Below are 24,695 nucleotides of genomic sequence, written 5' to 3'. Positions count from 1 at the left end.
TCGACAAATTCTACACCGTCCGCCGGGGCAGGACAAAGCTCAGCAGGAACAGGCCTGCCGCGCTGACCACGATGGACGGTCCGGCCGGGGTGTCCTTGAACCAGGACAGCGCCAGCCCGGCGCACACCGCGACTATCCCCACCAGCGTGGCGCCTAGCGCCATTTGTTCCGGGCTGCGCGCATGGCGCTGGGCGGCGGCGGCGGGAATGATCAGCAGCGAAGTGATCAGCAGCACGCCGACGATCTTCATGGCCACCGCGATGACGATGGCGATCAGCAGCATCAGCGCCAGTCGAATCGCCGTCACCGGCAGGCCTTCGACGCGCGCCAGCTCCTCGTGCACGGTGATCGCCAGCAGCGGTCGCCACAGCCAGGTGATCAGCGCCAGCACCAGGGCGCTGCCGGCGACTATCCACAGCAGGTCGGTGCGGCTCACTGCCAGCAGGTCGCCGAACAGGTAGCCCATGAGGTCCACACGGACTTCCTTCATGAAGCTCAGCGTCACCAGGCCGAGGGACAACGTGCTGTGCGCGAGGATGCCCAGCAGGGTGTCGGCGGCCAGCGGCTGGCGCTGCTGCAGGGTCACGAGCAGCACGGCCAGGAGGATGCAGCCGACGGTCACCGCCAGGGTCGGGCTGACGTCCAGCAGGAAGCCCAGGGCAACGCCGAGCAGGGCGGCGTGGGACAGGGTGTCGCCGAAATAGGCCATGCGCCGCCAGACCACGAAGGAGCCGAGCGGGCCGGCGACCACTGCCAGGGACAACCCGGCCAGCAGCGCGTAAAGGAGGAAATCAGCCATGGTTGCAGTCGGGGCCGTGCTTGTGGACCGGAGTCAATTTGCCCTGGATGGCCAGCTTGGCGCCCTGCGGCACCACCTCGCCATGCAGGTTGTGGGAGTGGTCGTGATGGTGGTGGTAGACCGCCAGGCTGCGCGCATCCTGGCCGAACAGCTCGACGAAGGCCGGGTCGCCGCTGACCTGCTCGGGGTGCCCGGAGCAGCAGACGTGGCGGTTCAGGCAGACCACCTGGTCGGTGGTGCTCATCACCAGGTGCAGGTCGTGGGAAACCATCAGCACGCCGCAGCCGAGGCGGTCGCGCAGGCGGGTGATCAGGCGGTACAGCTCGGCCTGGCCGGCGACGTCGACACCCTGCACCGGCTCGTCGAGCACCAGCAGCTGCGGCTTGCGCAGCAGCGCGCGGGCCAGCAGGACGCGTTGCAGTTCGCCTCCGGAGACGGTCTGCAGCGGCTTCTCCAGCACGTGCGCGGCGCCCACTTCCTTGAGCGCGGCCAGCGCCTGCTCGCGGCCGACGCCGGGCACCAGGCGCAGGAAGCGCAGTACCGAGAGCGGCAGGGTCGGATCGACGTGCAGCTTCTGCGGCATGTAGCCGATGGACAGTTTCGGCTGGCGCCAGACGGTGCCGCTGTCGGGCTTGAGCAGGCCGAGCACGCTGCGCACCAGAGTGGTCTTGCCGGCGCCGTTGGGGCCGATCAGGGTGACGATCTCGCGCGGGGCGATGCTCAGGCTGACGTTCTGCAGCACCGCCTGGCCGTCGTAGCGCACGCCGACTCCCTCGAGTCGCACCAGGGCCTCGCTCATCACGCCTCCTGCTTGGGCGCGCAGGCCGCGCAGAGGCCGACTACTTCGACGGTCTGCGTCTCGACCTGGAAGCCGACGCCCTGGGCGCCGGCGATGATGGCCTGGCTGATGGCCGGCTGTTCCAGCTCGATGGCGGTGTGGCAGGTACGGCAGATGAGGAACTGGCCCTCGTGGGCATGCTCCGGGTTGATGCAGCCGATGAAGGCGTTGAGCGAGGCGATGCGGTGCACCAGGCCGTTTTCCAGGAGGAAATCCAGCGCCCGGTAGACGGTCGGCGGCGCGGCGCGGCGGCCGTCTTCCTCGCTGAGCACGGCGAGAATGTCGTAGGCGCCCAGCGGCTTGTGGCTCTGCCAGACCAGTTCCAGCACGCGTCGGCGCAACTCGGTCAGGCGCACACCCTGGCGCGCGCAAAGCGCGTCAGCCTCGGCCAGGGCGCCGGCGACGCACGAGGCGTGGTCGTGCGGGCGGCAGGCGAGGGGCGTATTGGGCATCAACTTGTACATGCGGCTAGGTCGCTCGGGTTCGGAGACGTTATTATATTACTCTTTACCTCCCTGCCCGTGTGAGTTCGCCGTGACCCTGCGCCCATTTGCCCTGCTCTCCGCCGCCTGCGCCCTGTTCCTGAGCCTTGGCGCCCGCGCCGAGGTGACGGTGCTGACCAGCATCAAGCCGCTGCAGCTGATCGCCGCCGCCGTCCAGGACGGCGCCGGCACCCCGGACGTGCTGCTGCCGCCGGGCGCCTCGCCGCACAGCTACGCGCTGCGCCCGTCCGATGTCCGCCGCCTGCGCGAGGCGCAGCTGTTCTACTGGATCGGCCCGGACATGGAGGTGTTCCTCGACAAACCGCTGCAGGCGCGCTCGGCGCCCAGCGCGGCGCTGCAGGACCTGCCCGGCATGCACCTGCGCAAGTTCGTCGACTTCAGCCACATGACCCAGGCCGACTACGAGGATCACGACCACGATCACCGCCCCGGCTCGGTGGACGCGCACCTCTGGCTGCTGCCCGCCAATGCCCAGCTGATCGCCGCGCGCATGGCCGAGGACATGGCCATCGCCGACCCGGCCAACGCCAGCCGCTACCAGGCCAACCTCAAGGCCTTCGACGAGCGCATGGAGCAGCTGGACGCCCGCCTGAAACAGCGCCTGGCGCCGCTGGCCGGCAAGCCGTACTTCGTCTTCCACGAGGCCTTCGACTACTTCGAGGAAGCCTACGGCCTGCATCATGCGGGCGTCTTCGCCGTCTCCGCGGACGTCCAGCCGGGCGCCAAGCACGTGGCAGCGATGCGCGCGGAACTGCAGAAGACCGGCCCGGCCTGCATCTTCAGCGAACCGCCGATCCGCCCGCGCCTCGCCGACACCCTCAGCGCCGGCCTGCCGGTGCGCCTGGCCGAGCTGGACGACCTCGGCGTGACGGTCAAGGTCGACGCCAACGGCTACGAGAACCTGCTGGGCAACCTGGCCGGCGAGTTCGCCGGGTGTCTGGAAAAGCTCTGATCGGAGCGAGCCTTTCGTAGGAGCGAGCTTGCTCGCGAACCTGGCTCCTCTGAGGGGTCGTTCGCGAGCAAGCTCGCTTTTACAAGGAATGAAGCCGCCGGTTAGAGGGATGTCGGAATTTGCTCTACATTCATCTGTGCGCTACGGCAGGCACAAGATATTGATGCCAGTCAGTAGTTGATAACTAGATGTTGCGTACGGTGGTCGGATTTCGCGCCAACCACCCAGCCAACAGGAGGTTACTCAGCGGATGGCCAGGACCGATGCACGCCCACGCGGCGCCGACCAGGGGATGCTGCCCCTGCAACCGGCTTCCCAGGACATCTGGGACAGCAAATACCGCCTCAAGCAGAAGGACGGCACGCCGGTCGACGACAGCGTCGATGCGACCTGGCAGCGCGTCGCCCGCGCACTGGCCGACATCGAGGCCGACCCGGCGACCCGCGAGCACTGGTACGAGCGCTTCCTCTGGGCCCTGCGCCACGGCGCCATTCCGGCCGGGCGGATCATCTCCAATGCCGGTGCGCAGGCGTTCAAGCCGGCCACCTCGACCATCAACTGCACCGTCTCCGGGATCATCCACGACTCCATGGACGACATCCTGCAGAAGGTCCACGAGGCCGGGCTGACGCTCAAGGCCGGCTGTGGCATCGGCTACGAGTTCAGCACCTTGCGCCCGCGCGGCGCCTACGTTTCCGGCGCCGGCGCCTATACCAGCGGGCCGCTGTCGTTCATGGATATCTACGACAAGATGTGCTTCACCGTGAGCTCGGCCGGCGGTCGCCGCGGCGCGCAGATGGGCACTTTCGACGTCGGCCATCCGGACGTGCGCGAATTCATACGCGCCAAGCGCGAGGACGGCCGCCTGCGCCAGTTCAACCTCAGCCTGCTGGTCACCGACGGCTTCATGCAGGCAGTGGAAAGCGACGCCGACTGGCCGCTGGTGTTCCCGGTGCACCACAAGGAGCGCGGCGAGATCGACCTGGACGACCCGGCCAAGGTGCTCTGGCGCGACTGGCCGGTGCACGACGACTACGTGGTTGGCGAGGACGGCCGGGTCGCCTGCAAGATCTACGGACGGGTCAAGGCGCGGCACCTGTGGGACATGATCATGGTCTCCACCTACGACTACGCCGAGCCGGGCTTCATCCTCATCGACCGGGTCAACGAGCTGAACAACAACTGGTGGTGCGAGGCAATCCGCGCTACCAACCCCTGCGGCGAGCAGCCGCTGCCGCCGTACGGCTCCTGCCTGCTCGGCTCGGTGAACCTCACCGGCTTCGTCGTCGAGCCCTTTGGCGAGGAACCACGCTTCGACTGGGAGCGCTACCGCGAAGTGGTGCGCGTGTTCACCCGCATGCTCGATAACGTCGTGGAGATCAACGGCCTGCCGCTGGCGCAGCAGCGCGAGGAAATCCTCGGCAAGCGCCGACATGGCATGGGCTTCCTCGGCCTGGGTTCGACGCTGACGATGCTCAAGCTGCGCTACGGCAGCCCGGAAGCCTGCGTGTTCACCGAAGAGGTGGCGCGCGAGATGGCGTTGGTTGGCTGGGAAGTGGCGCTTGACCTGGCGCTAGAGAAAGGCGCCGCGCCGGTGCTGGTTCAGGAATATGAAGTTACCGCCGAGATGCTGCGCAAGCGCCCGGAGATGGCGACCGATGGCTACAAGATCGGCGACAAGGTGCCCGGCCGCATCCTCCACGCGAAGTATTCCCGCTACATGCAGCGCATCGCCGAACATGCGCCGCAGCTGGTCGAGGCGCTGGCCCGCCACGGCGCGCGCTTCACCCATCACAGTTCGATCGCGCCCACCGGCACCATCAGCCTGAGCCTGGCGAACAACGCCTCCAACGGCATCGAGCCCAGCTTCGCCCACCACTACTCGCGCAACCTGATCCGCCCCGGGCGCAAGACCAAGGAGAAGATCTCGGTCTACAGCTACGAGCTGCTGGCCTACCGCGCGCATGTCGACGCCAAGGCCGTGCCCGATGCCGAGAGCGAGCGCCATCGCCTGCCGGACTACTTCATCACCGCCGACGACGTCAGCCCGCAGCAACACGTGGACATCCAGGCCGCGGCGCAGAAGTGGGTCGATTCGTCGATCTCGAAGACCGCCAACGTGCCCACCGACTACCCCTTCGAGCAGTTCAAGGACATCTACCTGTACGCCTGGCGCCAGGGCCTGAAGGGCTGCACGACCTTCCGCTTCAACCCGGCGGCCTTCCAGGGCGTGCTGGTCAAGGACGCGGACCTGGAGCGCACGCTCTACCGCTTCCAGCTGGAAGACGGCAGCACGGTGGAGCTCAAGGGCAACGAGGAAGTCGAGTACGACGGTGAGATCCACACCGCCGCCAACCTGTTCGATGCCTTGAAAGAAGGCTACTACGGCAAGTTCTGAGGAGGCCCGCGATGGCAGTGAAGATCGGTCAGAAGATCAAGGGCTTCGAAGTGGTGGACGTGGTCGAGGAGCGCGCCCGCGCCGAAGCCGCCGCCGCAGCGTCCGTGGTGAAGATGGACGAGACCCTGCAGCGTCCGGAGATGCTGGTGGGGGCGACCTACAAGATCAAGTCGCCGCTGTTCGAGCACGCGCTCTACGTGACCATCAACGACGTGGTGCTCAACCCCGATACGCCCTACGAGCAGCGCCGGCCCTTCGAGATCTTCATCAACTCGAAGAACATGGACCACTTCCAGTGGATAGTGGCGCTCACCCGCATCATGTCGGCAGTGTTCCGCAAGGGCGGCGACTGCACCTTCATGGTTGAGGAAATGAAGGCAGTGTTCGACCCGCGCGGCGGCTACCTCAAGCGCGGCGGCGTCTACATGCCGTCGATCGTGGCGGAAATAGGCGCGGTGATCGAACGCCACCTGATCGCCATCGGCCTGATGCAGGGCCCGGAAATCGACCAGGAACAACGCCTGTACCTCGCGGAAAAACGCGCGGCCTACGAAGCGGCCCAAGGCACCAACAAAGCCGAGCCCGGCGAAGGCTTCCCCACCGGCGCCCAGCTATGCGGCAAGTGCAGCACGATGGCGGTAGTGCAAATGGACGGCTGCGCCACCTGCCTCAACTGCGGGCATTCGAAATGTGGGTGAGCCGGAGTCTTTGCGAAGCATGCTTCGCCCGGCGAACGACCGGCCATGGATGGCCGGGCCGGGGTTGAGCTTGGGCAGATGAGTCGCGACAGGGATGTCTGCTCAAGATCGGATCTTTATGCCGATAGAGCATGCGTCGCGCCGGCGAACGACCGGCCAAGGATGGTCAGGCTGGGGTTGAACTTGAGCGGAGGAGTAACGGCAGGGATGCCAACTCCAATTCAGATCTTTACGCCCCATGCTTCGCGCGCCCAACCACACCGTAGGAGCGGATCTCATCCGCGATCCGCGCCGAAACATAGGCTATCGCGGACAAGGTCCGCTCCTACGAAAAGCCTCGCCTGCCGCTACAGGTATATCGGCGTACAACCGCGAACGGTTGTACGCCCTACGTCCGCTTACAACGCAAACGGCAGATGAATCTCCACCTTCTGCCGATGCGCCAGGCGACGTTCGAACTCGCCCGGGTCGTGGATCAGCACATCCTGCCCGGCGAAGGCTTCGGCGGCGATCAGGCGGGAAAGCCAGAAGCGCACGCAGGCCACGCGCAGCATTTCCGGCCATAGCTCCGCTTCCAGCGCGGTAAAGGGGCGGCGGCTGGCGTAGGCGCCTAGCAGGGCGCGGGCGCGCGGGCCGTCGAGGGTGCCGTCGGCGTGGGAGCACCAGTCGTTCACGGTGATCGCCAGGTCGTAGAGCATCCAGCCGGAGCAGGCGTTGTAGAAGTCGATCACCCCGGCCAGGTGCGGTCCGTCGAACAGCACGTTGTCGCGGAACAGGTCGGCGTGCAGGTTGGCGCGCGGCAGTTCGGGTTGCTCGGCGAGCAGACGGGCGATCTCTTCCAGGGCGCTGTCCAGCAGCTCGCGCGGCGCGGGCGCCAGGTGCGAGGACAGCGCCTCGCCCTGATGCAGCATCCAGCTCAGGCCGCGGTCGCTGGGGCGTTCGATGACGTGTTCGCGGCTGGCCAGGTGCAAGCGCGCCAGCAGAGTGCCGACCTCGCTGCAATGGTGCGTGTTGGGCTGGCGCTCGTGGCGCCCCGGCAGGCGCGGTTGCAGCAGCGCCGGCTTGCCTTCGAGCTGGCGCAGCGCCTCGCCGTCGCGGGTGCGCAGGGCGTACGGCACCGGCAGGTCGGCTTCGTGCAGCAGGTCGAGCAGTTCGACGAAGTACGGCAGGTCCTGCACGGGGCCGCGTTCGACCAGGGTCAGGACGAATTCGCCCTGCTCCAGGCTGACGAAGAAGTTGCTGTTCTCCGAGCCCTCGCTGATGCCCTGGAAGTCGTGCAGGCGGCCGAGGCCGTAGGGGGCGAGGAAGGCTTCCAGGGTGGAGCGCTCGAGAGGGGTGAATACCGACATGCTCAGACCTCGTGAGCGCTAAACGGTGAATGGATTACCAGCTGAAGATCTGCCACTGGGGGATGAGCTTTTCCGGCTGGTCGGAGCGGATGAAGTTGCCGTCGCTGCCATCCTGGCGCACCAGGAAATACGGCTTGCCATGCTTGGGCGTGACCTTGATGGCATAGAGGAATCCGTTGATGCGGTATTCCTGGATGGTCTTGTCGCCCTCCTGGCGGATGGTCACGTCGGGTTCGGGCGTCGGCGCTGCCTCGTCGGCGGCCAGAGCAGCAAGGGGTGCAGCGGCCAGCAGGGCGGCCAACAACCAGCGTTTCGAACTGCGCATGATAACCTTGTTCCTTTGTCGAATTGGCTAGGGTCATTCTAGCCCCTGGCCTCCGGAAAAGGTTGATTCCCCTCATGAGTCAAGCACCCCTCGTCCTCGTGGACGGCTCTTCCTACCTGTACCGCGCCTTCCATGCCCTGCCGCCGCTGACCACCTCCAAGGGCATGCCCACGGGTGCGGTGAAGGGGGTGCTGAACATGCTCAAGAGCCTGCGCCGGCAATATCCCGGCAGCCCCTTCGCGGTGGTCTTCGACGCCAAGGGCCCGACCTTCCGCGACGAGCTGTTCGCCGAGTACAAGTCGCACCGTCCGCCGATGCCGGACGAGCTGCGGGTGCAGATCGAGCCGCTGCATGCCTCGGTGCGTGCGCTTGGTCTGCCGCTGCTGTGCGTTGAAGGCGTGGAAGCCGACGATGTGATCGGCACCCTTGCCCGCAGCAGCGCCGCGCTGTCGCGCCCGGTGGTGATCTCCACTGGCGACAAGGACATGGCGCAGCTGGTCGACGGGCACATTACGCTGGTCAACACCATGACCGGTAGCACGCTGGACGTGGATGGCGTGAAGGAGAAATTCGGTGTCGGTCCTGAACTGATCATCGACTACCTGGCGCTCATGGGCGACAAGGTCGACAACATTCCCGGCGTGCCGGGTGTCGGCGAGAAAACCGCGCTGGGTCTGCTCACCGGAGTGGGCGGCGGCCTCGACGTGCTCTACGCCAACCTCGACAAGGTCCCCGCGCTGCCGATCCGCGGCGCCAAGGGCCTGCCGGCCAAGCTCGAGGAGAACCGCGAGCAGGCCTACCTCTCCTACAAGCTGGCGACCATCAAGACCGACGTCGTGCTGGACGTCGAGATCGACGCGCTGCATCCGGGCGAGCCGGACCGCGAGGCACTGATCGAGCTGTACCGCGAGATGGAGTTCAAGAACTGGCTCGACGACCTCCTGCGCGAAGCCAAGGATGCCGGCGAAGCACCGGCTGAAGAGGCGCCCGCGCAAGCCGAAGCACGCTACGAGACGGTGCTGGAGCAGGCCGCATTCGACGCCTGGCTGAAGAAACTGCAGGCCGCCGAGCTCTTCGCCTTCGACACCGAAACCACCAGCATCGACGCCCAGCAGGCGCAACTCGTGGGCGTTTCCTTCGCGGTGGAAGAGGGCGAGGCTGCCTACGTGCCGCTGGCGCACAGCTACATGGGCGTGCCCGCCCAGCTGGATCGCGACGCCGTGCTGCGCGCCCTCAAGCCGCTGCTGGAAGACCCGAAGAAAGCCAAGGTCGGCCAGCACGCCAAGTACGACATCAATGTCCTGGCCAATGCCAGCACGCCCATCGCGGTGCAGGGCGTGGCCTTCGACACCATGCTCGAGTCCTACGTGCTGAACGCCACGGCGACCCGCCATGACATGGACAGCCTGGCGCTGAAGTACCTCGGCCACAGCACCATCCGTTTCGAGGACATCGCCGGCAAGGGCGCCAAGCAGCTGACCTTCGACCAGATCGCCCTGGAGCAGGCCGGCCCCTACGCGGCGGAAGACGCCGACGTGACCCTGCGTCTGCACCGCACCCTGTGGGAAAAGCTGCAGGCCATTCCTTCGCTGGCCAAGGTGCTGCAGGACATCGAAATCCCGCTGGTGCCGGTGCTGGCGCGCATCGAGCGCAATGGCGCGCTGGTCGATGCGCACCTGCTCGGGCTGCAGAGCCATGAACTCGGCGAAAAGATGGTCGAGCTGGAACGCAAGGCTTTCGAGCTGGGTGGCGAGGAGTTCAACCTCGGCTCGCCCAAGCAGCTCGGCGCCATCCTCTACGAGAAGCTCGGCCTGCCAGTGTTGGCGAAGACCGCTACCGGCCAGCCGTCGACCGCCGAGAACGTCCTCGCCGACCTCGCCGAGCAGGACTTCGAGCTGCCCAAGGTGATCATGCAGTACCGCTCGCTGAGCAAGCTCAAGAGCACCTACACCGACAAGCTGCCGGAACAGATCAACCCGCGCACCGGGCGTATCCACACCAGCTACCACCAGGCCGTGGCGGCCACCGGGCGGCTATCGTCCACCGACCCGAACCTGCAGAACATCCCGATCCGCACCGCCGAAGGCCGGCGCATCCGCCAGGCGTTCGTCGCGCCCAAGGGCTACAAGCTGGTGTCCGCCGACTACTCGCAGATCGAGCTGCGCATCATGGCCCACCTGGCCATGGATGAAGGCCTGCTCGACGCCTTCCGCCACGACCGCGACGTGCACCGCGCTACAGCAGCCGAGGTCCTCGGCATTGCGCTGGAAGAAGTCACTGCAGAGCAGCGTCGTCGTGCCAAGGCCATCAACTTTGGGCTGATCTACGGCATGAGCGCATTCGGCTTGGCCAAGCAGATCGGCGTCGACCGCAAGGAAGCGCAGGCCTATATCGACCGCTACTTCGAGCGATATCCGGGCGTGCTGGCCTATATGGAACGCACTCGCGTGCAGGCTGCGGAGCAGGGCTTCGTCGAGACGCTGTTCGGGCGTCGGCTGTACCTGCCGGAAATCGCCTCGAAAAACGCGGTCATGCGCAAGGCGGCCGAACGCACGGCGATCAACGCGCCCATGCAGGGCACCGCCGCGGACATCATGAAGCTGGCGATGGTGGCTGTGGATAACTGGCTGCAGGAAAGCGGCGTCGACGCGCGCGTCATCCTCCAGGTGCACGACGAACTGGTGCTGGAAGTGCGCGAGGAACAAATCGAAGCCGTATCGGCCAAATTGCGTGAGCTGATGGGCGGGGCTGCCCGTCTTGAGGTACCGCTCATCGTCGAAACCGGCAGCGGTTCCAATTGGGATGAAGCCCACTGACGAACGGTCGTAGGCCCCGAATTCCGGGGCCTTTGGCGCTACTGTCAAGGCCCGGAAATGGGGGAATAGGAAATTTCTTTGTGACGGGCTGAACTTTCCTGCAAGGGCGTAGGTCAGAACTTGTGAATGGCTGGAGAAGCCCTTCGATGCTCCTTTGCAGTGTTTAGTGTTGGCAGAATCCAGGACCCCGCCCTAGCGGTCCGGACTTAAACCCCGAACTTCCCCCTCCCCATACGAAGCTCGGGGTTTTTTTTGTCCGCGCGTCAGCCCTCGACGCCGGATGCTTCCTCTTCTTCCCCTTCCTCAAGCAGCCCCAGCCAACCGGCCAGGACCAGCTGTGCCTCTTCCACACCCTGGCGCTTGGGCGCCGAGAACAGCTGCAGCGTGGCGACATCGCCCCAGCCGGCGAGGATTTCCTTGCGCACCTTCAGCAAAGCGTTCTTCGCCGCGCCGTAGGCGAGCTTGTCGGCCTTGGTCAGCAGAACGTGGATCGGCAGGCGACTGGCCTGGGCCCAGTCGAGCATCAGGCGGTCGAAATCGGTCAGCGGATGGCGGATATCCATCAGCAGCACCACGCCGGCGAGGCTCTCGCGGCTGCTCAGGTAGGCCTCCAGGTGTTGCTGCCAGTGCAGCTTCAGCGGGATCGGCACCTTGGCGTAGCCGTAGCCGGGCAGGTCGACCAGGCGGCGCTGGTCGTCCAGGCGGAAGAAGTTCAGCAGCTGCGTACGCCCGGGGGTCTTCGAGGTGCGCGCGAGATTGGCATGGGTAAGTGCATTTAGCGCGCTAGACTTCCCAGCATTGGACCTGCCGGCGAAAGCGACCTCCAGGCCGGCGTCTTCCGGGCACTGGTCGACCTTGGCGGCGCTGATGAGGAAAGTGGCTTGCTGGCACAGGCCGAGGATGGGGTTTTTCGCAGGGGTTTTGAGGGACATTGAGTGCTTCCGCGGCGGGTGCGACTAGGTGTCGCGGCGGCCGGTTTCGTTTCCGTTTCGATTGCCGAAGTATATAATGCCGCGGATTTTGTGTGCGCTTTATCCCCCAGGGTCGGGCGCCACGGGAACGCGAAAATCAACCGGCCGTGCAAGAAGAACGCGGACGTTCCCTCCCGATGAGGATGATCATGAAGAAACTGCTGTTCGCAGCCGCAGTCGTTGCGCTGGCTTCCAGTGCCCAGGCGGCTCAGGATCCCGAAGCGGTATTCAACCGTGCCTGTGGCGCCTGCCACGCCGGTCAATTGCCGATGGCCCCGAAGAAGGGTGACGCGGCAGCGTGGAAACCACGCCTGGACAAGGGCATGGACACTCTGGTGCAGCACGTTACCAACGGCTTCAACGCCATGCCGCCACGCGGCTTGTGCACGGACTGCAGCGCCGAGGATTACAAGGCGATCATCCAGTGGATGTCCAAATAGCCTGGGCCACTCTCTAACACTCATAGCCGTAATGGATTAGCTGATGAACAAAATTATCGTGAGTCTGCTGTTGACCCTGGGACTGACCGGCCTGGCCCACGCCGCAGGCGATGCCAAAGCGGGTCAGGCGAAAGCTGCCGTATGCGGCGCCTGTCATGGCGCGGACGGCAACAGCGCGGCGCCCAACTTCCCGAAACTGGCCGGCCAGGGCGACAAGTACCTGCTCAAGCAGATGCATGACATCAAGAGCGGCAAGCGCACCGTGCTGGAAATGACTGGCATCCTGAACAACGTCAGCGATCAGGACATGGAAGACATCGCCGCCTACTTCTCCAGCCAGAACATGAGCATCGGCGCGGCCGATCCCAAGCAGGTCGCCCACGGCGAAGAGCTGTTCCGCGGTGGCAAGCTCTCCGAAGGCATGCCTGCCTGCATCGGCTGCCACGCGCCCAACGGCGTGGGCAACGTGCCCGCCGGCTTCCCGCGTCTGGGCGGCCAGCATGCCGCCTACGTAGCGAAGCAGCTGACCAACTTCCGCGAAGGCGAGCGCACCAACGACGGCGACAGCATGATCATGCGCAGCATCGCCGCCAAGCTGTCCAACAAGGACATCGCGGCCATCTCGAGCTATATCGAAGGCCTCCACTGAGGCCTCGCGCCGGGTTGTTCGCCGGTAAAGAAAAAAGGGTGGCCCAGGCCGCCCTTTTTCGCATCTGTCGCCACTACAATGCTGAAACCGTTTCCCCGGGCCCAGGTCCAAGGCCCGCCGCGTCGCGGTACCCGATCCCGCTAAGGAGTGAACTATGCGTAACCTGATTTTCACCGCCGTACTGGCTTTCGCCGGCCTGTTCGGTCTCAGCGCGCAAGCCGCCGAGTTCGAAGCTGGCAAGCAGTACACCGTGCTGAGCACACCGGTTCCGGTGTCGCAGCCCGGCAAGATCGAGGTGGTGGAGCTGTTCTGGTATGGCTGCCCGCATTGCTATGCCTTCGAGCCGAGCATCAACCCGTGGATCGCCAAACTCCCGGCTGACGTCAACTTCCACCGCATTCCGGCCATGTTCGGCGGTATCTGGAACGTTCACGGCCAGCTGTTCCTGACCCTCGATGCCATGGGCGTCGAGCACAAGGTCCACACCGCCGTATTCGATGCCATCCACAAGGAAGGCAAGAAGCTGGCGACTCCGGAAGAAATGGCCGACTTCCTCGCCGCCCAGGGCGTAGACAAGGACAAGTTCCTCAGTACCTACGATTCGTTCGCCATCAAGGGCCAGATCGAGAAGGACAAGAAGCTGGCCATGGCCTACCAGATCAGCGGCGTACCGACCATGGTCATCAATGGCAAGTACCGCTTCGACATCGGCTCGGCTGGCGGCCCGGACAAGGCGCTGGAGCTCGCCGACTTCCTGATCGCCAAGGAACGCGACGCGGCCAAAGGCGCCCAGTGAGGTAGTTGCCGATGCTGCACCGGTCGAGCAAGCAGCGTGTAGCGGGGGCCCGCTCCACGCGGGTCAATCCCCAGGGGGGCGCGCGCACCTATCCCGGTGACGGGCGCCTGCGCTTGCTCAGCTTCAACATCCAGGTCGGCATCAGCACCGAGCGTTACCATCACTACCTGACCCGCAGCTGGCAGCACCTGCTGCCGGCTGCCGGGCGCGCCAGCAATCTGCAGCGCATCGGCGACCTGCTCGCCGGCTATGACCTGGTGGCCCTGCAGGAGGCCGATGGCGGCAGCCTGCGTTCCGGCTACGTCAATCAGGTCGAACACCTGGCCCAGCTGGGTGCCTTCCCCTACTGGTACCAGCAGCTCAACCGCAACCTCGGGCGCCTGGCGCAGCACAGCAATGGGCTGCTCAGCCGCCTGCAGCCGAGTCTGCTGGAAGACCATCCGCTGCCGGGCCCGCCCGGACGCGGCGCCATCCTCATGCGCTTCGGCGAAGGCGAAAACGCCCTGGCCGTGGTGATGATGCACCTCGCCCTCGGCGCACGTACCCGCACCCGCCAGCTCGCCTATATCCGCGAGCTGCTGCAGGGTTACCGGCACCAGGTGCTGATGGGCGACATGAACACCCATGCCAACGATCTTCTGGAAAGCTCGCCGCTACGCGACCTCGGGCTGATCGCGCCGCAGGTCGAGGCCACTTTCCCCAGCTGGCGTCCGCAGCGCTGCCTGGACCACATTCTGCTAAGCCCCGAGCTGGCCCTGGAGCGGGTCAGCGTGTTGCCGCAGCCGATTTCCGACCACCTGCCCGTGGCCGTGGAGATCCGCCTGCCGGCTGCTTGCCGGGACGACTCCGCGCTTTCTCTCAGAGGCGTTTGATGAGCCGCGACGATACACAGCGCTGGAAAGAGAAGTACCTCGCCAACATCGAGCAGCAGGAACGCCTGGAGAAACGCTGGGAGGCACGCGTAGACCTCATGCGCCGTGGCCTGGTGCGCAGCAGCCTGGCGGCTGAGGGCAGCGACAAGGCGGTCGACCAGTGCATGCAGGAGCTACGCGAACTGCTGCGCCGCAAGGACATCGACTCTGGCCTCGCTCGGCTGATCCCGCGGCTGGAAAAGACCGTGCTGGACTCCGAGCAGCGCCGCCAGCAGCGGGTGAAGCAGAACGTCGCCGCGCTGACCCAACTGGCCCAGCAACTGATGAGCCTGGAAGAGCTGCCGCGCGACGTGCGCCTGCCGCTGAAGCTCTTCGCCCGCGACCTCGAGGCCCGCGCCAGCCAGTCGCGCGAGATACCGGTGCTGCTGGGCGAACTGGGCAACCTGCAACGGCGGGTGCTCGACCAGCTGGCCGCGACTACCGGCGGGCCGCGTCCGGGCTTGCTGCAGCGTCTATTCGGCGCTCGCGATGAAGATGAGGAAGGCGGTGCGACCCCGGATGCCGCCAAGGCGCCTTCCGAAGAGCCCGCGCCCGTCGTCGCAGCGCCAGAGGTACGCGCAGAGCAAACCGAGGCAGCCGCGTCGGAGCCCGAGCGCCCTGCGCCAATCGCGCCAGCCGCACCAGTGTTGTCTTCCGTGCTGGATGCCTTGCCGCTGCCTTCCGAACTGATTCCGAGCGCCTCGCGCCCGGTGTTGCTGGATGGTGAAGGCGAGCAGCGCTATGCCCTGCCGCCCATGCCCGAACCCGGCTATAGCGCCGTGGCGCCGCACATCGAGGCCAGTCTGCTGAACCTGCTCGACCAGTTGCAGCTGCCGAGCTCGCACAAGCCCCAGGCACAAGCCCTGCGCGGACGCATCCAGGGCAGCATGAACTGGTATGAACTGGTGCCGGTGCTGGATGACCTGGCCGTGCTCGTGCTGGCGCTGAACGATAGCGGCCAGCAGGCCTTCGAAGGCTATCTGCACCAGCTCAACGAGCGCCTGAGCACCTTCCTCGACAGCCTGGGCGCCGTGCGCCAGGGGCAGGACGAAGGTTCCGCCAGCGCCCGCGAACTCGACGCCGAATTGCGTCACCAGGTCAGCGGGCTGCAGGACAGCGTGCAGCAGGCTACCGACCTGGACTCCCTGAAACGCTCGGTGGAAGAGCGCCTGGAAGGCTTGCTTGGCAGCATCGAGCGGCACCGCCAGGAGCGCGAGGTGCGCGAGCGCGAGGCAGGCGAGCGCCTGCAGGCGCTGGTTGCGCGTGTCGCCTCGATGGAAGAAGAGGCACAGACCTTCCAGGCGAACATCGAGGATCAGCGGCAGAAGGCGCTGACCGACCCGCTCACCGGCTTGCCCAACCGCGCCGCGCTGAGCGAACGCCTGGAACTGGAGGTGGCGCGCGTGCAGCGTTTCGGTGGCGAGCTGCTGCTGGCGATGCTCGACGTCGACCACTTCAAGCGCATCAACGACGACTTCGGGCATCTGGCCGGCGACAAGGTCCTGAAGATCATTGCCGGCGAGCTGGCCAAGCGCCTGCGCAAGACCGACTTCATCGCCCGCTTTGGCGGCGAGGAGTTCGTCGTGCTGCTGCCGTCCACGTCGCTCGACGGCGGGCGCCAACTGCTCGAATCGCTGCGCGGCGCGGTGGAGAAGATCCCCTTCCACTTCAAGGGCGAACCCCTGAGCATCACCTGCTCGATCGGGGTGACAGCCTTCCAGGGCGGCGAGCGCAACGACGCCGCTTTCGAGCGCGCCGACCAGGCCCTGTACCGCGCCAAGCGCAGCGGGCGCAATCGCCTGGAATTGGGCTGAGGCGTAGGGCGCATAACGCTCCGCGTTATACGTCGTTTAGCCGTGGCTGCCCGGAGATGGACCTGGCAATGATGGGTTCGACAGGCTCCGTCATGGAGCTGCCGATACGCTAGGTGAGGCGGCGTGCAACCGCGAACGGTTGTACGCCCTACGCGCAACCTTCCATCTTCCGAACTTGACGAATGAAAGATCCTGGGTTTTGATTCGCACCTATAACTTACGAATCGAAACCAAATCCTTCATGTCGAAACGCAACACGCCCCAGCGCCGCCACGACATCCTTGCCCTGCTCAGCCAGCAGGGCGAGGTAAGTGTGGATGACCTCGCGCGGCGCTTCGCCACCTCCGAAGTCACCATCCGCAAGGACCTGGCGGCGTTGGAGAGCAACGGCCTGCTGCTGCGCCGTTATGGCGGCGCGGTACCGATGCCCCATGAGCTGCTCGGCGAGTCCAGCCCGCCGCTGTCGCCCTACAAGCAGGCCATCGCCCGCGAGGCGGCGGCGCGCATTCGCGAACACGCACGGATCATCATCGACAGCGGCAGCACCACCGCGGCGCTGATCCCCGAACTGGGCCACAAGCCGGGCCTGGTGGTGATGACCAACTCGCTGAACGTCGCCAACGCCCTGCGCGACCTGGAGCGCGAGCCGGTTCTGCTGATGACCGGCGGCACCTGGGACCCGCATTCGGAGTCCTTCCAGGGCCAGGTGGCGGAGCAGGTGCTGCGTTCCTACGATTTCGATCAACTGTTCATCGGCGCCGCGGGCCTCGACCCCGAGCGCGGCACCACCACTTTCAATGAGCTGCTCGGGCTGAGCCGGGTCATGGCGGAAGTCGCCCGCGAGGTGATCGTCATGGCCGAGGCGGACAAGCTCGGGCGGCGCATGCCCAACCTGGAGCTGCCGTGGAGCAGCATCCAGACCCTGATCACCGACGAACGCCTCAGCGACGAGGCGTGCGCCCGGATAGAAGCACGCGGCGTCACTGTCGTACGCGCGCGTTGCACGGACTAAGGAGAACTCCCCATGTGTGGAATCGTCGGCGCCATCGCTGAACGTAACGTCACTCCCATCCTCGTCGAAGGCCTCAAGCGCCTCGAATACCGCGGCTACGACAGCGCCGGCCTGGCGCTGATCGATGTTGCCGGCAGGCTCGAGCGCCGCCGCCGCGTGGGCAAGGTCGCCAGCCTGGAACAGGCACTTGCCGAGCAGCCGCTCAGCGGCGCGCTGGGCATCGCCCACACCCGCTGGGCCACCCACGGCGTGCCGAGCGAGGCCAACGCCCACCCGCACTTCTCCCACGACCGCGTGGCGGTGGTGCACAACGGCATCATCGAGAACCATGAGGAGCTGCGCGATTTCCTCAAGGGCGAAGGCTACGTCTTCACTTCGCAGACCGACACCGAGGTCATCGTCCACCTGCTGCACCTGCGCCTGCGCGAGCTGGGCGACCTGACCCTGGCACTGAAGGCCGCAGTGCAGGAACTGCACGGTGCCTACGGCCTGGCGGCGATCTGCCTGGACCAGCCGGACCGCATCCTCGCCGCGCGCAGCGGCAGCCCGCTGGTGGTTGGCCTGGGCCTGGGCGAGAACTTCCTCGCCTCCGACCAGTTGGCCCTGCGCCAGGTCACCGACCGCTTCATCTACCTGGAAGAGGGCGACATCGTCGAACTGCGCCGCGACAGCGTGCAGATGTGGGATGTCGCCGGTAATCCGGTGCAGCGCGAAGTGGTGCGCTACCACGACGGCGCCGAGGCTGCCGACAAGGGCGCCTACCGCCACTTCATGCTCAAGGAGATCCACGAGCAGCCGTCCGTGGTGCAGCGCACCCTGGAAGGTCGCCTGGGCGCCCAGCGCGTGCTGGTGGAGAACTTCGGCCCGGACGCCGCGGCGCTGTTCGCCAAGGTGCGCAACGTGCAGATCGTCGCCTGCGGCACCAGCTACCATGCGGGCCTGGTGGCGCGTTACTGGATCGAGGAGCTGACCGGCATTCCCTGCCAGGTCGAAGTGGCCAGCGAGTTCCGCTACCGCAAGGTGGCCGTGCAGCCTGACGCGCTCTTCGTCACCATCTCGCAGTCCGGCGAGACCGCCGACACGCTGGCCGCGCTGCGCAGTGCCAAGCAGATGGGCTTCCTTTCCAGCCTGGCGATCTGCAACGTCGCCACCAGCTCGCTGGTGCGCGAGTCGGACATGACCCTGCTGACCCTGGCCGGCCCGGAGATCGGCGTGGCCTCGACCAAGGCATTCACCACCCAGCTGGTTGCCCTGCTGCTGCTGACCCTGGCCATCGGCCAGGTGCAGGAGCGCCTGGAAGCGGGCATCGAGGCCGAGCTGGTTGAGGCCCTGCGCCGCCTGCCGACGCGCCTGGAGGAAGCCCTGGCGATGGACAAGGTGGTGGAGAAGGTCAGCGAGCTGTTCGCCGAGAAGAACCACACCCTGTTCCTCGGCCGCGGCACCCAGTACCCGGTGGCGATGGAAGGTGCGCTCAAGCTCAAGGAGATCTCCTACATCCACGCCGAGGCCTACCCGGCCGGCGAGCTCAAGCACGGTCCGCTGGCCCTGGTCGACGCCGACATGCCGGTGGTCACGGTGGCGCCGAACAACGAGCTGCTGGAGAAGCTCAAGTCCAACCTGCAGGAAGTGCGGGCCCGTGGCGGCGAGCTGATCGTCTTCGCGGAGGCAAACAGCGGCCTGGGCAACGGTCCGGGGACGCGTGTGGTGAGCATGCCGTCGATTCACGACTGCCTGGCGCCGATCCTCTACACGGTGCCGCTGCAGTTGCTGTCGTACCACGTCGCCGTGCTCAAGGGCACCGACGTCGACCAGCCGCGCAACCTGGCCAAGTCGGTAACAGTGGAGTGATCCGGGCGGCGCCGGCAGCCCTGGCTGCCGGCGCCGATGTCGGGGAATTTTTTTTGATGTTTACAAATCTTTCACTAATCCTTCTCTAATCTGTCAGATTGATACGCCAGGCTCAGCCCACCGGTCGTACCGGGAGTGCGGAATGCCCCGGATTGGGACGAGAGCCCGGACGAGCATGACCAAGAACCGACGGCAAGTCGGTCACAACAACTGCTCAATCTTCTGGCGACGCATGAAAGACAGACTTCTCCCGCCCTCTGGCGGAAGCCTCCCGACCCGTTCAGCGGCGCTTGCTGGGGGCGCTATCCGATGAAATTCCTCGTTACCGGCGCTGCCGGCTTTATCGGTTATCACACCGCCGATCGCCTGTGCCGCGAAGGCCACGACGTGGTCGGCCTGGACAACCTGAACGACTACTACAGCGTCGAACTCAAGCATTCCCGCCTCGACCTGCTGCGTCGTCACGCCAATTTCCGCTTCGAGCGCCTCGACCTCGCCGACGCCCAGGGCCTGGCCGAACTGTGCCGCCGCGAAGGCTTCGAGCGGGTGATCCACCTGGCTGCGCAGGCCGGCGTGCGCTATTCGCTGGAAAAGCCGGGGGTCTACGCCGACTCCAACCTGGTCGGCTTCGTCAACGTTCTCGAAGCCTGCCGGCAGAACGCCGTCGGGCACCTGGTCTACGCCTCGAGCAGTTCGGTGTACGGCATGAATACGCCGATGCCGTTCACCACCGATGCGCCCGTGGACCAGCCGGTGTCGCTGTATGCCGCGACCAAACGGGCCAACGAGCTGATGGCGCATACCTATGCGCACCTCTACCGCCTGCCGGTGACCGGGCTGCGCTTCTTCACTGTGTACGGCCCCTGGGGCCGTCCGGACATGGCGCTGTTCAAGTTCACCCGCGCGATCCTCGATGGAAAGCCAATCGATATCTACAACAACGGCGAGATGTCCCGCGACTTCACCTACGTCGATGACGTGGTCGAAGGCCTGTGCCGTATCCAGGCGCTGCCGCCGCAGGTCGGCGAGCAGGGCGAGGCCCCGGCGGCGCTCTACAACATCGGCCGTGGCGAGCCGGTCCGCCTGCTCGACATGGTCGAGTGCGTGGAACGGGCGCTGGGGCGCAAGGCGATCCGCAACTACCTGCCGCTGCAACCGGGCGACGTCCTGCAGACCTGGGCCGATGTAGATGCCCTGGCGCAGCGCACCGGTTTCCGCCCCGCCACGCCGCTGCAAGTCGGTATCGAGCGCTTCGTGCAGTGGTATCGCGACTATTACGAGGACGGCGCCGCACGCTCCCCAGCCTGAGCGCGGCGCCTGACGACAACTCCAGATTTCAAGGTAGGCAGAAGTATGTCCAACCCCTACGTATCGGTGCTCATCCCGGCCAAGAACGAGGCCGAGAACCTCCCCACGCTGCTCAACGAAGTGCGCCAGGCGCTGAGCGGCGAGGACTTCGAAGTGCTCGTGGTCGACGACGGCAGTACCGACAACACCCGCGCCGTGCTGCAGGACATGCAGCGCGACGGCTACACGCAACTGCGCGTGCTGAGCCACACGCGTTCGCTCGGGCAGAGCACCTCGGTCTTCCACGCTGCCGAAGCGGCGCGCGGCCAGTGGCTGGCGACCCTCGACGGCGACGGCCAGAACGACCCGGCGGACATCCCCGGCATGCTCGCCATCGTCCGCGCCCCCGATTGCCCGGCCGACCTCAAGCTGATCGCCGGCCACCGCGTGAACCGCAAGGACACGGCCAGCAAGCGCTGGGCCTCGCGCTTCGCCAACCGCCTGCGCGGCAAGCTGCTCAACGACCACACCCCGGACACCGGCTGCGGTCTCAAGGTGATCGAGCGCGAAGCCTTCCTGCGCCTGCCGTATTTCGACCACATGCACCGCTTCATCCCCGCGCTGATCCAGCGCCACAAGGGCAGCATGCGCGTGCACCCGGTCAACCACCGTCCGCGCAGCGCCGGGGTTTCCAAGTACGGCAACCTGGACCGCGCGCTCGTCGGCATCCTCGACCTGTTCGGTGTCTGGTGGCTGATCCGCCGTACCCGCCTGGACGTGACCGCCCGCGAACTGGAGCGCTGATCCATGGCCGGCACCGGCGATTCGCAACGTCCGCTGAGCCGGCTTGCGGGGGCCGAGAGCGGCCCTGGCTCGCTGTGGTCCCGCCTGCAACGCAACCCCTGGCTGCTCCTGCTGCTCGCCGCGCTCCTGCTGGGCGCCGGCCTGGGCTTGCGGGTGCCGAGCAACGTCGACGAGGAGCGTTTCCTCGGCGTCGCCCTGGAGATGCTGCAGACCGGCAACTGGCTGGTGCCGCACCGCGCCGGTGAAATCTACGGCGACAAGCCGCCGCTGTTCATGTGGCTGGTGGGCTCGCTCGTGCGCCTGGGCGTGAAGCCGACGCTGGCGTTGTTCCTCCCGGCGTTCTTCGCCGGCATCGTCGGCACCGCCTGCCTCTACGACATCGCCCGGCGCCTGTGGAACCGCCGCGTCGGCCTGATCGCCGGGCTGCTGTTCCTGGCCACCTATCAGACCCACGCGGTGCTGCGCGACGGCGGCATCGACGGCCTGCTGTTCCTGTGGATATCCCTGGCGCTCTACGGCCTGCTCCGCCACCTGCTGCTCGGCCCCGCCTGGCGCTGGTACTACCTGGCGTGCGCGGCCATGGGCCTGGGCATCATCAGCAAGGGCGTGGGCTTCCTCCCGGCCCTGCTGCTCATCCCCTATGCATTTGCGGTGCGGCGTGGCTGGTCCGGCGTGGTGCGCATGCCGGGCCAGGCCGGCCGCTGGTGGCTGGGCTTGCTGGTGACGCTAGCCGCCATTGCCGTGTGGCTGGCGCCGATGCTGATCTGGGCGGGGCTCGACGGTGGCGCCGACGGTCGTGCCTACCTGAACGACATCCTCCTGCAGCAGACCGCCAAGCGTTATGCCAATGCGTGGCAGCACCAGGAGCCGTTCTGGTACTTCTTCGTGAAGGTCATCCCGCAGTACTGGTTGCCGCTGCTGCTGACACTGCCCTGGATGGTGCCGGCCTGGCGCCGCGAGCTGGGCAAGCACAAGGGCCGCTTCCTCGTCCTGCTGGGCTGGGTGGCGCTGGTGCTGCTGTTCTTCACTCTCAGCTCGGGCAAACGCAAGCTGTACATCTTCCCGGCGCTGCCCGGTCTGGTGCTGGCCATCGCGCCGCTGATGCCCTGGTTGCTGCGCCGCTGGTTCGCCGGCCGCCCGCGGGCGCGGAAGATCTTCGTCGGCGTGGCGGTGGTCTGGTTCGTCGCCTGGTTCGCCCGTGGCTTCATCGAGCCGCTGCGCGACGGCGGCAACGATCGTCAGCAGCTGATGGCCGAGGTGGCCCGCGAGTCGCAGGGTGCCGAACTGGTCCTGACCAACTGGCGCGAAGGTCACTGGCTCTACGCCCAGCAGCCGATCGTGCATTTCGGCCTGGATACGCCGAGCCAGGCGGAAAAGGCGGCGATGTGGCTGCGCCAGCATCCCCAGGCCGTGGCCATGGTGCGTGCCGATGACATCGACCGCTGCTTCCGCCGCGAACTTGCCAAGCCGGTGGCGGGGCACCACGAGGAAGACTGGTTCCTGGTGCGCGAGGATGCCGACAACGGCCAGTGCCACGACGACAGCCAGTACTCGATTCACGAATTCGCCTGGAAGAAGCCGCTGTCCTGAGTCTACCCGCCGGCATACCGGCGGGCGCTGCCGTACCTGATAACAATAAGGAGAATGCCGTGAACGCTGCGCTGGATCGCCACGCCGACGAGAAAACCGCCCCGACCTTGCCCAAGAGCCGCTGGCGGCGGCTTCTGCCCTGGGGGCTCGGCCTGGGCCTGTTGGCCGCTGGCGCAGTGGTCGTCCATCAGCACTGGCATCAGCGCGCCTACTACTACTTCTCCACCCAGGCCCACGCCGCCGACGTGGCGGGGCGCAACATCTGGCTGCCGGGCTACCGGGTCGCCATCGACGGCAAGCCGGTGAAGGGCATCGACAGCGACCTCTCGGCCATCGCCTACGACTACGATCACGACCGCCTGCTCGGCGTGACCAACGCCGGCGCCATGCGGGTGGTGGTGATCAGCAAGACCGGCGAGCTCCTCGCCGAGTATCCGATGCACGGTTTCGAGGACGTCGAAGGCATCACCTACCTGGGTGACGGGCTGGTCGCGGTGGCCGACGAGCGATTCCAGCAGCTCGACCTCTTCCGCCTGCCGGAGCAGCCGGGGCAGTCCATCGAGGCCAAGGATGCGCAGTTCATCGCGCTGGACCTCGCGCCGAACATCCACAACAAGGGCTTCGAGGGCGTGACCTACGATGCGCTCGGCGATCGCCTGTTCGTTGGCAAGGAACGCGATCCCATGCAACTGCTGGAGGTCTCCGGCGTGCGCGCCAGCCTGTCCGGCGGCAAGCTGCAGCTCAAGGTCAGGAACCTCACGCCCTGGCTCGACAAGCGCTTCTTCGGCACCGATATCTCCGACCTGCACTACGACACCAAGACCGGCCACCTGCTGGTGCTGAGCGAGGAATCGCGGCTGATCGTCGAGTTCGACGACCAGGGCCAGGTAGAGAGCTTCCGCACGCTGCTCGGCGCCCCCTACGGCGAGTTGCAGCACAGCACCCCGCAGGCAGAGGGCCTGACCATGGATGCCGACGGCAACCTCTACGTGGTCAGCGAGCCGAACCTCTTCTACCGCTTCGAGGCACGCTGAGCGCGTGCCTGGGGGCGCGCCGGGCGCCCCTTTCAGCGATCAGTTCAGTTCCGAGCCCTGGGGGCTGCCTTCGGCGCGCGCGGCGCGGCGGATCAGTGCCAGGTTGCGCAGGTAGACCACGATGCCGAACGACTGGCCGAGGATGATGATCGGGTCGCGCTGGGCGATGGCGTAGCAGAACAGCATCACGCTGCCGAGCATCGACATGTACCAGAAGTGGATCGGGTTGACCGGGCGATGGGCGCGTTCGGAGAACCACAGCTGCAGCACGAAGCGGCCGGTGAAGACCACCTGGCCGACCATGCCGATGACCGTCCACAGCGGGTCGGCCTGGGTGATGGCGTGGATGATCGGCTCCGGCTTGGACACCCAGCCCAGGGCGATGGCTGCGCCCGACAGGCTCAGCCAGGGCCAGAGGAAGAACGGCGGCTGGCCGCCGGAGTGGCGCCGGTCGAGTTCCAGGTTGCGCAGGTAGATGGCCAGGCCCGCCATCTGGCCGAGGCTGATCACCAGGTCGCGCTGGTGCGTGGCGTAGGCCAGCAGCAGCACCGCGCCGGCGCAGCTGAAGTACCAGAAGTGCACCGGCATGAGGCTCTTGCGAGCGCGTTCGGAAAGAATCCACTGCACCAGGAAGCGCGCGGAAAAGGCAGCCTGTGCCAAAAGGCCGACCACGAACCAGACTGGATTGATCCCGCTCAACGAACTCTCCTCATGCACAGGCTTGCAGAACGCGCCACCAGCGGCCTGGCGGCGCGCGACAGTTTACCCTGTCGAGCATTGCAATTCGTCGGCCCTGCACTGCCGATGAGCGGATAACCGAATCGTCATTCGCCGCTCAGCGTGCCGTTAGGGGGCTTTTCT

21 protein-coding genes and 1 pseudogene are annotated in these 24,695 nt (G+C 66.2%); 15 read left to right on the top strand and 7 right to left on the bottom strand.

Features of this window, described 5'->3' with window-relative positions; genetic code table 11:
• Positions 1-10: 10 nt before the first annotated feature.
• From znuB to zur, 3 genes are read right to left on the bottom strand one after another with little or no spacing between them, the layout of a single operon-like run.
• Positions 11-799, bottom strand: a complete 789-nt coding sequence (znuB, locus tag ACA097_RS11610; RefSeq protein ID WP_371370197.1) for a zinc ABC transporter permease subunit ZnuB — start codon at positions 797-799, stop codon at positions 11-13.
• A complete protein-coding gene (znuC, locus tag ACA097_RS11605) occupies positions 792-1,598 on the bottom strand; it encodes a zinc ABC transporter ATP-binding protein ZnuC (protein ID WP_043248274.1) in 807 nt (268 codons plus the stop codon). The genes znuB and znuC overlap by 8 nt, the downstream gene beginning before the upstream one ends.
• Positions 1,598-2,101 (bottom strand): zinc uptake transcriptional repressor Zur, encoded by a 504-nt coding sequence (zur, locus tag ACA097_RS11600; protein ID WP_084166548.1) that lies wholly within the window; start codon positions 2,099-2,101, stop codon positions 1,598-1,600. The genes znuC and zur overlap by 1 nt, the downstream gene beginning before the upstream one ends.
• A gap of 70 nt (positions 2,102-2,171) precedes the next feature.
• On the opposite strand from zur, the gene ACA097_RS11595 reads away from it, so the two are divergent.
• The 3 genes and pseudogenes from ACA097_RS11595 to ACA097_RS11585 all read left to right on the top strand — a co-directional run bounded on the left by ACA097_RS11595 (position 2,172) and on the right by ACA097_RS11585 (position 6,188).
• The gene (locus ACA097_RS11595; protein ID WP_043248275.1) at positions 2,172-3,092 is read left to right on the top strand and encodes a zinc ABC transporter substrate-binding protein ZnuA; all 921 of its coding nucleotides are present in this window, start codon (positions 2,172-2,174) and stop codon (positions 3,090-3,092) included.
• 188 nt (positions 3,093-3,280) lie between these two features.
• Positions 3,281-5,490 (top strand): annotated as a pseudogene (locus tag ACA097_RS11590) (adenosylcobalamin-dependent ribonucleoside-diphosphate reductase).
• A gap of 11 nt (positions 5,491-5,501) precedes the next feature.
• Complete coding sequence (locus ACA097_RS11585) at positions 5,502-6,188, top strand: NrdJb (protein WP_043248278.1); 687 nt, start codon at positions 5,502-5,504, stop codon at positions 6,186-6,188.
• A gap of 398 nt (positions 6,189-6,586) precedes the next feature.
• On the opposite strand, the gene ACA097_RS11580 is transcribed toward ACA097_RS11585, so the two are convergent.
• Both ACA097_RS11580 and ACA097_RS11575 read right to left on the bottom strand, forming a co-directional pair.
• Complete coding sequence (locus ACA097_RS11580; protein ID WP_043248279.1) at positions 6,587-7,537, bottom strand: homoserine kinase; 951 nt, start codon at positions 7,535-7,537, stop codon at positions 6,587-6,589.
• Between the two features lie 34 nt (positions 7,538-7,571).
• Positions 7,572-7,862 carry a DUF2782 domain-containing protein gene (locus tag ACA097_RS11575; RefSeq protein WP_043248281.1) on the bottom strand — a complete coding sequence of 97 codons (291 nt, stop codon included), beginning with the start codon at positions 7,860-7,862 and terminating at the stop codon, positions 7,572-7,574.
• A 74-nt stretch (positions 7,863-7,936) separates the two neighbouring features.
• Here ACA097_RS11575 and polA point away from each other — a divergent pair, with 74 nt between their 5' ends.
• Positions 7,937-10,678 carry a DNA polymerase I gene (gene polA, locus ACA097_RS11570; RefSeq protein WP_371370195.1) on the top strand — a complete coding sequence of 914 codons (2,742 nt, stop codon included), beginning with the start codon at positions 7,937-7,939 and terminating at the stop codon, positions 10,676-10,678.
• Positions 10,679-10,941: 263 nt separating this feature from the next.
• Here polA and yihA read toward each other — a convergent pair whose 3' ends face one another.
• Entirely contained in the window at positions 10,942-11,610 is a 669-nt protein-coding gene (yihA, locus tag ACA097_RS11565) for a ribosome biogenesis GTP-binding protein YihA/YsxC (protein WP_160285515.1), read from the bottom strand.
• Between the two features lie 188 nt (positions 11,611-11,798).
• On the opposite strand from yihA, the gene ACA097_RS11560 reads away from it, so the two are divergent.
• From ACA097_RS11560 to ACA097_RS11510, 11 genes are all read left to right on the top strand, one after another.
• Positions 11,799-12,089, top strand: coding sequence for a cytochrome c5 family protein (locus tag ACA097_RS11560; RefSeq protein ID WP_043256799.1), 291 nt, complete (start codon positions 11,799-11,801; stop codon positions 12,087-12,089).
• Positions 12,090-12,132: 43 nt separating this feature from the next.
• On the top strand, positions 12,133-12,738 hold the full coding sequence (locus ACA097_RS11555; protein ID WP_043248287.1) for a cytochrome c: 606 nt from the start codon (positions 12,133-12,135) through the stop codon (positions 12,736-12,738).
• 154 nt (positions 12,739-12,892) lie between these two features.
• Positions 12,893-13,534: a thiol:disulfide interchange protein DsbA/DsbL gene (locus ACA097_RS11550; RefSeq protein WP_160285516.1), complete on the top strand. Its 642-nt coding sequence runs from the start codon at positions 12,893-12,895 to the stop codon at positions 13,532-13,534.
• Between the two features lie 11 nt (positions 13,535-13,545).
• The gene (locus tag ACA097_RS11545; protein WP_160285517.1) at positions 13,546-14,406 is read left to right on the top strand and encodes an endonuclease/exonuclease/phosphatase family protein; all 861 of its coding nucleotides are present in this window, start codon (positions 13,546-13,548) and stop codon (positions 14,404-14,406) included.
• The gene (locus tag ACA097_RS11540; RefSeq protein ID WP_371370194.1) at positions 14,406-16,259 is read left to right on the top strand and encodes a diguanylate cyclase; all 1,854 of its coding nucleotides are present in this window, start codon (positions 14,406-14,408) and stop codon (positions 16,257-16,259) included. The genes ACA097_RS11545 and ACA097_RS11540 overlap by 1 nt, the downstream gene beginning before the upstream one ends.
• 241 nt (positions 16,260-16,500) lie before the next feature.
• On the top strand, positions 16,501-17,271 hold the full coding sequence (locus ACA097_RS11535; RefSeq protein WP_371370193.1) for a DeoR/GlpR family DNA-binding transcription regulator: 771 nt from the start codon (positions 16,501-16,503) through the stop codon (positions 17,269-17,271).
• A gap of 12 nt (positions 17,272-17,283) precedes the next feature.
• Complete coding sequence (gene glmS / locus ACA097_RS11530) at positions 17,284-19,119, top strand: glutamine--fructose-6-phosphate transaminase (isomerizing) (protein ID WP_371370192.1); 1,836 nt, start codon at positions 17,284-17,286, stop codon at positions 19,117-19,119.
• Between the two features lie 309 nt (positions 19,120-19,428).
• Positions 19,429-20,427, top strand: a complete 999-nt coding sequence (locus tag ACA097_RS11525) for an NAD-dependent epimerase (RefSeq protein ID WP_160285520.1) — start codon at positions 19,429-19,431, stop codon at positions 20,425-20,427.
• A 45-nt stretch (positions 20,428-20,472) separates the two neighbouring features.
• Complete coding sequence (locus ACA097_RS11520) at positions 20,473-21,210, top strand: glycosyltransferase family 2 protein (RefSeq protein WP_043248297.1); 738 nt, start codon at positions 20,473-20,475, stop codon at positions 21,208-21,210.
• Positions 21,211-21,213: 3 nt separating this feature from the next.
• A complete protein-coding gene (locus ACA097_RS11515; protein ID WP_371370191.1) occupies positions 21,214-22,800 on the top strand; it encodes an ArnT family glycosyltransferase in 1,587 nt (528 codons plus the stop codon).
• Between the two features lie 59 nt (positions 22,801-22,859).
• On the top strand, positions 22,860-23,834 hold the full coding sequence (locus tag ACA097_RS11510) for an SdiA-regulated domain-containing protein (RefSeq protein ID WP_371370190.1): 975 nt from the start codon (positions 22,860-22,862) through the stop codon (positions 23,832-23,834).
• A gap of 39 nt (positions 23,835-23,873) precedes the next feature.
• On the opposite strand, the gene ACA097_RS11505 is transcribed toward ACA097_RS11510, so the two are convergent.
• Positions 23,874-24,533, bottom strand: coding sequence for a lipid-A-disaccharide synthase N-terminal domain-containing protein (locus tag ACA097_RS11505; RefSeq protein WP_052355145.1), 660 nt, complete (start codon positions 24,531-24,533; stop codon positions 23,874-23,876).
• Positions 24,534-24,695 lie beyond the last annotated feature (162 nt).

This window comes from Pseudomonas sp. QL9 (assembly GCF_041409665.1).
GTDB lineage: Bacteria > Pseudomonadota > Gammaproteobacteria > Pseudomonadales > Pseudomonadaceae > Pseudomonas > Pseudomonas knackmussii.
The sequence above is the reverse complement of the archived record's forward strand: the minus strand, read 5'-3'. Positions and strand labels throughout refer to the sequence as shown.

Bases quoted from the DNA above. Each gene is read 5' to 3' on its own strand.
- znuB (WP_371370197.1), bottom strand. From the start codon at position 799: ATGGCTGATTTCCTCCTTTACGCGCTGCTGGCCGGGTTGTCCCTGGCA.
- znuC (WP_043248274.1), bottom strand. From the start codon at position 1,598: ATGAGCGAGGCCCTGGTGCGACTCGAGGGAGTCGGCGTGCGCTACGAC.
- zur (WP_084166548.1), bottom strand. From the start codon at position 2,101: ATGTACAAGTTGATGCCCAATACGCCCCTCGCCTGCCGCCCGCACGAC.
- ACA097_RS11585 (WP_043248278.1), top strand. From the start codon at position 5,502: ATGGCAGTGAAGATCGGTCAGAAGATCAAGGGCTTCGAAGTGGTGGAC.
- ACA097_RS11580 (WP_043248279.1), bottom strand. From the start codon at position 7,537: ATGTCGGTATTCACCCCTCTCGAGCGCTCCACCCTGGAAGCCTTCCTC.
- ACA097_RS11575 (WP_043248281.1), bottom strand. From the start codon at position 7,862: ATGCGCAGTTCGAAACGCTGGTTGTTGGCCGCCCTGCTGGCCGCTGCA.
- polA (WP_371370195.1), top strand. From the start codon at position 7,937: ATGAGTCAAGCACCCCTCGTCCTCGTGGACGGCTCTTCCTACCTGTAC.
- yihA (WP_160285515.1), bottom strand. From the start codon at position 11,610: ATGTCCCTCAAAACCCCTGCGAAAAACCCCATCCTCGGCCTGTGCCAG.
- ACA097_RS11560 (WP_043256799.1), top strand. From the start codon at position 11,799: ATGAAGAAACTGCTGTTCGCAGCCGCAGTCGTTGCGCTGGCTTCCAGT.
- ACA097_RS11555 (WP_043248287.1), top strand. From the start codon at position 12,133: ATGAACAAAATTATCGTGAGTCTGCTGTTGACCCTGGGACTGACCGGC.
- ACA097_RS11550 (WP_160285516.1), top strand. From the start codon at position 12,893: ATGCGTAACCTGATTTTCACCGCCGTACTGGCTTTCGCCGGCCTGTTC.
- ACA097_RS11545 (WP_160285517.1), top strand. From the start codon at position 13,546: ATGCTGCACCGGTCGAGCAAGCAGCGTGTAGCGGGGGCCCGCTCCACG.
- ACA097_RS11540 (WP_371370194.1), top strand. From the start codon at position 14,406: ATGAGCCGCGACGATACACAGCGCTGGAAAGAGAAGTACCTCGCCAAC.
- ACA097_RS11535 (WP_371370193.1), top strand. From the start codon at position 16,501: ATGTCGAAACGCAACACGCCCCAGCGCCGCCACGACATCCTTGCCCTG.
- glmS (WP_371370192.1), top strand. From the start codon at position 17,284: ATGTGTGGAATCGTCGGCGCCATCGCTGAACGTAACGTCACTCCCATC.
- ACA097_RS11525 (WP_160285520.1), top strand. From the start codon at position 19,429: ATGAAATTCCTCGTTACCGGCGCTGCCGGCTTTATCGGTTATCACACC.
- ACA097_RS11520 (WP_043248297.1), top strand. From the start codon at position 20,473: ATGTCCAACCCCTACGTATCGGTGCTCATCCCGGCCAAGAACGAGGCC.
- ACA097_RS11515 (WP_371370191.1), top strand. From the start codon at position 21,214: ATGGCCGGCACCGGCGATTCGCAACGTCCGCTGAGCCGGCTTGCGGGG.